The organism is Bacillus sp. AFS001701 (assembly GCF_002559405.1).
Lineage (GTDB): Bacteria > Bacillota > Bacilli > Bacillales > Bacillaceae_G > Gottfriedia.
This window is the reverse complement of record NZ_NTZO01000781.1, coordinates 1-270: the sequence shown is the minus strand read 5'-3', so window position 1 is coordinate 270 and position 270 is coordinate 1. Positions and strand designations below refer to the sequence as shown.

1 protein-coding gene is annotated in these 270 nt (G+C 31.9%); it reads right to left on the bottom strand.

The features are described 5' to 3' along the window. A partial coding sequence (locus CN514_RS25125; protein WP_141529551.1) for a UvrD-helicase domain-containing protein occupies positions 1 to 270 on the bottom strand: 270 nt, incomplete at both ends.

Sequence of the window (270 nt, the reverse complement as noted above, 5' to 3'; positions counted from 1 at the left end):
ATTTATAAATAGTTGTGGTTCTGCTAATCGAAAGCGATAGATTGATTGCTTAACATCTCCAACCATAAAAAGATTACCAGAAGCTCCCGTACCTTTTGTGATTAATCTTAAAATCGATTCTTGTACATAGTTGGTATCTTGGTATTCATCTACCAACACTTCGTTAAACTTTTCTTGATAAACTCTTGCAACTGATGAAGGTACTAATAAATCATCTTCGTCTTTTTCCTTTAAAATTTCAAGTGCATAGTGTTCTAAATCATTGAAATC